The organism is Bradyrhizobium sp. MI1.4, from assembly GCF_055811315.1.
Window position 1 is genome coordinate 43088 of sequence record NZ_JBVVPP010000057.1, and the last position, 6361, is coordinate 49448.

General features: G+C 58.1%; 5 protein-coding genes and 2 pseudogenes. All 7 read left to right on the forward strand.

Going from position 1 to position 6361, the window contains the following annotated elements:
- Positions 1 to 147: 147 nt before the first annotated feature.
- A pseudogene (locus AC0L23_RS34365) lies at positions 148 to 426 on the forward strand (transposase); the annotation flags it as partial.
- A gap of 54 nt (positions 427 to 480) precedes the next feature.
- Positions 481 to 930: pseudogene (locus tag AC0L23_RS34370) on the forward strand (transposase); the annotation flags it as partial.
- Between the two features lie 588 nt (positions 931 to 1518).
- Positions 1519 to 2727, forward strand: a complete 1209-nt coding sequence (locus tag AC0L23_RS34375) for a pyridoxal phosphate-dependent aminotransferase (RefSeq protein ID WP_473358001.1) — start codon at positions 1519 to 1521, stop codon at positions 2725 to 2727.
- A gap of 25 nt (positions 2728 to 2752) precedes the next feature.
- Positions 2753 to 3529 (forward strand): phosphocholine cytidylyltransferase family protein, encoded by a 777-nt coding sequence (locus AC0L23_RS34380; RefSeq protein WP_259217554.1) that lies wholly within the window; start codon positions 2753 to 2755, stop codon positions 3527 to 3529.
- On the forward strand, positions 3526 to 4164 hold the full coding sequence (locus AC0L23_RS34385; RefSeq protein WP_085398500.1) for a CDP-alcohol phosphatidyltransferase family protein: 639 nt from the start codon (positions 3526 to 3528) through the stop codon (positions 4162 to 4164). The genes AC0L23_RS34380 and AC0L23_RS34385 overlap by 4 nt, the downstream gene beginning before the upstream one ends.
- On the forward strand, positions 4161 to 5333 hold the full coding sequence (locus AC0L23_RS34390) for an aminotransferase-like domain-containing protein (protein WP_085398499.1): 1173 nt from the start codon (positions 4161 to 4163) through the stop codon (positions 5331 to 5333). Before AC0L23_RS34385 ends, AC0L23_RS34390 begins: the two co-directional genes overlap by 4 nt.
- Positions 5334 to 5368: 35 nt before the next feature.
- Positions 5369 to 6211: a class I SAM-dependent methyltransferase gene (locus tag AC0L23_RS34395; RefSeq protein ID WP_473358002.1), complete on the forward strand. Its 843-nt coding sequence runs from the start codon at positions 5369 to 5371 to the stop codon at positions 6209 to 6211.
- Positions 6212 to 6361: the final 150 nt, after the last annotated feature.

Genomic DNA, 6361 nt, shown 5'->3' on the forward strand with positions numbered 1-6361 from the left:
TGGCGAGTACAGATTGTGGTTGATGTTTCATGCCGAACGCCCCAGGAGCGACGGTTGAGCAACCCGACTGAGCAGCCCAACCTTCATTCGGCAACCAGTGCCCCTTTCTGACATCTAGATCAATTAGCAGGCTTGATAGTTGACGGGGCATTCCTCGCCCGTCCGGTCGAGGGCGATGGCTCTCTCTGTGGATCGACGCCACCTACGTGAAGGTGCGCCAGCAGGGGCGCATTGGCTCGGTCGCGGGGATCGTCGCGATCGGCGTACAGTGATGGCCGGCGCGAAGTTCCCGGCATGGATGTCGGCCTGCGCAGGCTCGCCAGCCGGGGTCTGCGCGGCCTCAAGCTGGTGAATCTCGGACGCCACGAGGGCATCAAGGCCGCCGCCGCCAAGGTGCTGAACGCCACGCCGCAGCGCTGCCGGGTGGGAGATCGTTGAAAAAGTTCGCGCAGACTGATTCCGTTTTCCTTGTGATTCGCGATCGGAGGGGCGCCACATGCTGGGAAGGAACAGGATCAGCTGGAGCTGTTCGTCACCGGCTCGCTTCGCCAGCTAATCCCCGACGATCACGTGGCGGTTCGGGTCGATCGCGTACTCGATTCTTCTTGGCTACACTACGAAGTCTCACTGTTATTGCCTCGGCGATGGCCGGGCGATTATCCGGAAGTCGCTGTACGGTCGATGCTCGCTGGGCCGTCACTGGGCATCGACGACGGTCGGAGGCTCAAGTCAATGTCGCCATCCGATGGTTCGTCGGCTACGGACCGCATGACGCTCTTCCCGACCAGCTTGATACGCATCCGCCAGCGGTGGGGTGCAGAGCGCCACCGCATGATCTTCAAGCGGACGGTCGGGGCCCGTCTCAAGGCGAAGATCGCCACCGCTGAGGTCGTTCACATCGATGCATCGCTTATCCGCGCCACTGTGAGCTCAATAGGCCTCGTCGGTGGCGCGGGCGGCACTCTCAGCATCGGACTGCGGCATGTTTCAACCGCCTCGTGCATCGACATGCTTGCAAATGATAGAAGCCATCGCCAATGGCAACTTGAGACGTGCTCGACTCCGAGCATCATAGAGCCGCAACTCTCGTCTCAATTCTAACGACTTACGTTTGCGCTCGGGTCAACTACCAACGCTAGTATTTGATCTAGTGATGGGAGCAAACTATTTGGCGGATGAGCATCGGGCTACGCAAACATCAGCTGCAAGGAGTTCAGTATGCAAACACACTCACAATCTGTTCTGGCCGACGGCCGCGATCGACGCGTTGGCTCCTCGGTTGCAAAATACTGTGTGCTCAGGTCTGCTCCAACCGCGCCCCTCCTTCCTCGTGTAAGTGCATGAAGGGCACCTTGGCGCGATGAAGAGGTCGCCGGCCTCAATGAACTCTTAAGCCCCATTTGGCTACGACGCGGTTGTCGAACGGAAGAGTGATATCCGCCGAGGCAGATCGCGTACCGGCGGCGAAGCGGTTGCGATCACTTAACAAACTCGACAATCGATGCAGGAGGAGCGCGCATGTTGGCGCAACGGATGTCTTTGCTGTCAGGTTCGGGCACTGCCGTCGCCCGTGAGGCGGCTGAGATAGCTGCCGCGACCGGCCGTCAGATCATCGATCTGGCCGCCGGCGAAGTCATCATCGAGCCACCATCATCCGTTCGCGAAGGAGCGATTGCCGCCATCAATGCCGGGGCGAACCGGTATACCGATTCCATCGGCCTGACGCCGCTTCGCGGCGCTGTCGCCGCAAAGCTGTCTGCGGAAACAGGCATCGGCTGGAATACGGATGACATCGCTATCACTGCGGGCGCAAAGCAGGGCCTGCTCGACGTTGCCTTGGCCCTGTTCAATCCCGGAGATGAGGTCATCATCATTCGCCCCTGCTGGCCGACATTCCCGTCCCAGGTTCTTCTCGCTGGCGCAAAGCCCGTGTTCGTTGATGTTCGCCCCCCGACATATACTCCTGATATCGTCGCAATTCGCGCCGCTGTCACACCGCGCACGAAAGCCATTATCATAAACTCGCCGAACAATCCGACTGGCGCAGTGTATGATCGAACGACTCTACAAGCTATCGGCGATCTCGCGATCAACTATCAGCTCTGGATCGTTTCCGACGAATGCTACTCCAGCTTGGTCTTCACCGGTTCGCGCCATGAGTCGATCGTCATGGCGCATCCCCGCGTCCGTTCAAGGACGATCCTGGTCAACGCCTTCTCAAAAGAGCTGGCGATCACCGGTTGGCGTCTGGGTTACTTCGCAGCTCCTCCGGAGATCGTTTCCGCGGCCAAGAAACTGCAGAGCCATACGACCTCGAATGCCAATGTAATCGCACAGCACGCGATCCTGCATCACCTTCAAGTCGGCGACGGCAGTTTTGAACGGAAGATGCATGAGCGTCTGTCCGACGCTCGCAACAATGGTCTTCGCATCCTCTCTGGTCTGCAGGACGTGCCCCCGCCGAGTGCCGATGGCTCGTTCTTCTTCTATCTCGATCTGAGTAGGCTTGTCTCAGCTCTGCCGGCAGGAGGTCCCGTTCGATCGACCGACGACATTGCACGATTGCTCCTGGAGGAAGCCGATGTGGGATCCGTTGCCGGCGGTACCTTTGGCGACGTGAATGGCCTGCGTCTCTGCTTCGGTGCTCCACCAGACCTGCTGGAGTCGGGACTAAAACGCGTCGTCGAGACCCTGAACAGCCTGAAGACCAGGCAAGCAACGGCCTGAAGCTTGCCAGAAGGACGTTTCAAAAATGCTCAATGGTACACGGGCGGTGATCCTTGCCGCAGGAATGGGCTCCAGGCTGCGCCCCTACACGGAATTCGTTCCGAAACCTTTGGTGGAGGTGAACGGAACCCCGATGCTGCACAACGCGCTGCATCAGTTGTCTGAGCTCGGGGCTCGCGAAGCAACCATCGTCGTGGGTTATCGCGAAGAAGCCATCGAACAGTCCTGCGGCCATCGGTTCGAGGAGGTCGACATCGAGTATGTCCACAATCCCATCTTCGATCGGACCGGCAGCGCCTATTCCTTATGGCTAGCGCGAAATACAATGCTTGCCGGCGACACCGTCTTTCTCGAAGGCGATGTGTTCTTTGAGCGCGAAGTCCTCGAAAGAACACTTCGAACGGTCTCATCTACCCAGCAGAGCGTAGCGGCTGTTGCGGCGTTCAACGCAGCAATGAGTGGTTCCGCCGTCAAGCTGGTTGACGATGGTTCTATCGTCGCGTTCGTCATGAACCAGACGCCCGTCGAGGCCCAGGCCAGGGGTCTCTTCAAGACCATCAACTTGACGCGCTTTTCCGCAGACGCCTCGCGCGAACAGCTGGTGCCAGCATTGCACCAGGCTGTGGAAAGCGGGCATCGTACGGCCTATGTTGAGCAGGTCCTCGCACGGCTTGTCGAGCAGCGAGAGCTGCAGCTTTCAGCGGCGGATTGCAGCGATACCCGCTGGTTCGAAATCGATTGCGAAGATGATCTGCGCCTAGCGGAGAAGATTTTCGCGCCGTCGACGGGAGCAAGGCGATGATCGGGTATCTCCGTGACTACGCAAATGCCATCACCGCCCTCGCCTATCTGTTTGCCGTCATCGGGCTGTTCCTGGCCCTCAACGGCAAGATCGAGCTCGGCGTTGCGGCAATGCTCTGGACCTGGTTTCTGGATCATTGGGATGGGCATGTTGCCCGCAAGACGAGCCATCTTCGCCGTCGAGGTGTACCGGAGTTCGGAAAGAGCTTTGATGGATTTGCCGACTTCTTTCATGGAGTCGTGTTCCCGGCTGCAGTGATCATCCTTATCAGTCAAGGAACTGCCCTGTCGCTCGTAGCGAGTGTGCTTCTCGTTTTAGCGGGCGCGATTAGGCTCAGCTATTTCGAGAACGTCGGACTAACGGCCGAAGCTCGGTTCATCGGGATTCCGGTTTCGTATGATACTCCCCTACTCGCTGTGATGTTGTTGCTTCGACCGTTAATGTCCGTGGAGACATTCGAGACGACACTGCCCCTACTTTTTTCAGTGCTTGCAGTCCTCCACGTATGCGCCTTCGTGAAGGTCCCGGCAATCCGAGGCCTAGGTATCCCGATCGCCACGGCCGGAGCAATTGCGGTGTCGTTTGCCCTCATGGCCATCAGTGTGATCCAGGACCGCCTAGGAGGTTCAAAATGAAGAGTCCGTTTGCAGCAACACCTGCCGTGAAAATCCCGCTTCAAAGTCAATTTGACGAACGCCTCAAAAGCCCGATCGCACTTAGGCTGAATCCGCCACCGCCAGTATCACATGTTTTTGATTCGGTCATGAGCACTGCAATCACTGGTATTTTGGCAAGGGAAGCTCTCAGCGAAATCATTGGGCATCATCGTTGGTGCGGGACCGAAGCCGACCGACGAGCGGGTGCTGATCTCTGCGCCTCGCGCCTGGGTTATCGAGCTGATGAAGCGCGTATTGTCCTGACAAGCAGCACACAAAGTACTCTGAATATGCTCATTCCCGGCCTTGTCGGCGCAGGCGGGATATTGGCTGTCGATGAGCTAACCTATCCGCCAATCAAGGCGTTTGCAGCGCGTTACGGCGCAAAGCTCGCGCCAGTCCGGATGGATGACGATGGCATGATCCCGGACGCGTTTCGGCAGGTGTGCCGGACGCATCGTCCAAAAGCGCTATATCCGCTCTCGACGCTTCAAAACCCGACCACAGTCACCATGTCCTTGGAAAGACGCAAGACAATCGCAGAGATTGCCAGAGAGTTTGGCGTCTCCATCATCGAGGATGACATCTATAGCCTTATTCCCCGAAATGCGCCAACACCGCTATCTGCCCTTGCCCCAGAAATTTCCTGGTATCTGCTCGGGTTGGCCAAGAGTGTGGCGCCGGGAATGAAAGTAGCTTATGTCGTTGCGCCGTCCAAGGAGGCTGCGGCGAACCTGTTCTGGCCGGGAGTCCGGGCTACGTTCTGGATGACGGCACCTCTTAGCGCCGCGCTCGCCACAGAATTGATTGAGACTGCATCGATGGGAAAGATGCTCGACGCTGTTCGTCGCGCAACCGCCGCGCGGCATATTTTGGTCCGTCAGTATCTCACGAACATCGATCACCGACTTGGGGATGGCGGTCTCCATGTCTGGATGCCAACGCCGCCTAGCGTCACAAGTGCCGATCTAACCGCGAGACTTGAGCAAGCCGGCGTGCTTGTTTCGACGAGCGATGGCTTCGTGATCGGTGAAGCGGAGCCGCCGCGAGCGATCCGGTTCGGCCTCGGCAACCCATCAGACGATTCAACCCTCGAAAGGGCACTCACGACTATCGCGGCGGAGTACGACAGGCACCGATCGGCCTAGGCGCAGCGTGATCTAAGATCTTGGGTGAAATTAACATGTCCACAGAAAGCACGACAACCAGTCAAGCTGCATCGGGCCGGATTCATAGGCCCTGGGACGATTTTGATGGCCTCGGGCACTTTTACCAGTTTCGCCCGGAGTACCCACCGCGCATCGCAGAACAATTGAGGTCCGTGCTCCATGGTACCACGGGCGGCCGCATCATCGAGGTCGGCGCGGGGACAGGGCTATTCACGCGAAGCCTTGCCACGGTTTTTGGCTCGAGCTTCCAGATCTTCGCACTTGAACCGAATGAACATATGCGGCGGCATGCTGAATCTCAGACGCCAACCGGCATGCTCGTGGACTATGCGGATGGGGTCGCCGAAAATCTGCAAGCGGTGGACGGCTCTGCTCAATTGGTGACGGCTGCTAGTGCAGTGCATCGCTTCAATCGCCCTGCCTTCTATCGAGAGGCCCAGCGTGTCCTTGCGCCTGGTGGTCTCCTCGCGATCGTTCAATATGAGCCTTACGACAGGGATAGTGCCTTCGCGGATGGTTTTCTGTCAGTCATCGAGGCAGCACTCCCCAATTACCACCGGCGTCGGCACTCCAGACCTGAGGGCGGCTACTCTGAGATTGATATTTCGGCCGAGTTAAGAGCCGAATCCGGCCTGAAAGACATCAGGCGAGACGCGTTCGTTTTTACCGAGCTGATCGATCGGGAGCGGTTCGAGCATCGCGCGCGATCGTTCACAATCGTGCAGAAGGCGATCAATAACCGGGGAGAAGAGGCGCTTCTTTCGGCGCTCCGCGTCGTCTTTGAACAGCACCGCGACAGCAACGCATTTGTCGAGATGCCTTACGAGGCCGAAATCATCACAGCACGTCGTACCTAGATTGTCGGGCTTTCTTCCTTCTGTGACGTTGGCGATCAGAATGCGGTTTGCTTGTCAATCGGCGTTCGACTGGGGCTCTGACGCATATTCGATGATCGTGTTTGTTTTTATGGCGCGCCAATCAGCCTAGCCTGAAGGAGATCGAGCTTA

Bases quoted from the DNA above. Each gene is read 5' to 3' on its own strand.
- AC0L23_RS34375 (WP_473358001.1), top strand. From the start codon at position 1,519: ATGTTGGCGCAACGGATGTCTTTGCTGTCAGGTTCGGGCACTGCCGTC.
- AC0L23_RS34380 (WP_259217554.1), top strand. From the start codon at position 2,753: ATGCTCAATGGTACACGGGCGGTGATCCTTGCCGCAGGAATGGGCTCC.
- AC0L23_RS34385 (WP_085398500.1), top strand. From the start codon at position 3,526: ATGATCGGGTATCTCCGTGACTACGCAAATGCCATCACCGCCCTCGCC.
- AC0L23_RS34390 (WP_085398499.1), top strand. From the start codon at position 4,161: ATGAAGAGTCCGTTTGCAGCAACACCTGCCGTGAAAATCCCGCTTCAA.
- AC0L23_RS34395 (WP_473358002.1), top strand. From the start codon at position 5,369: ATGTCCACAGAAAGCACGACAACCAGTCAAGCTGCATCGGGCCGGATT.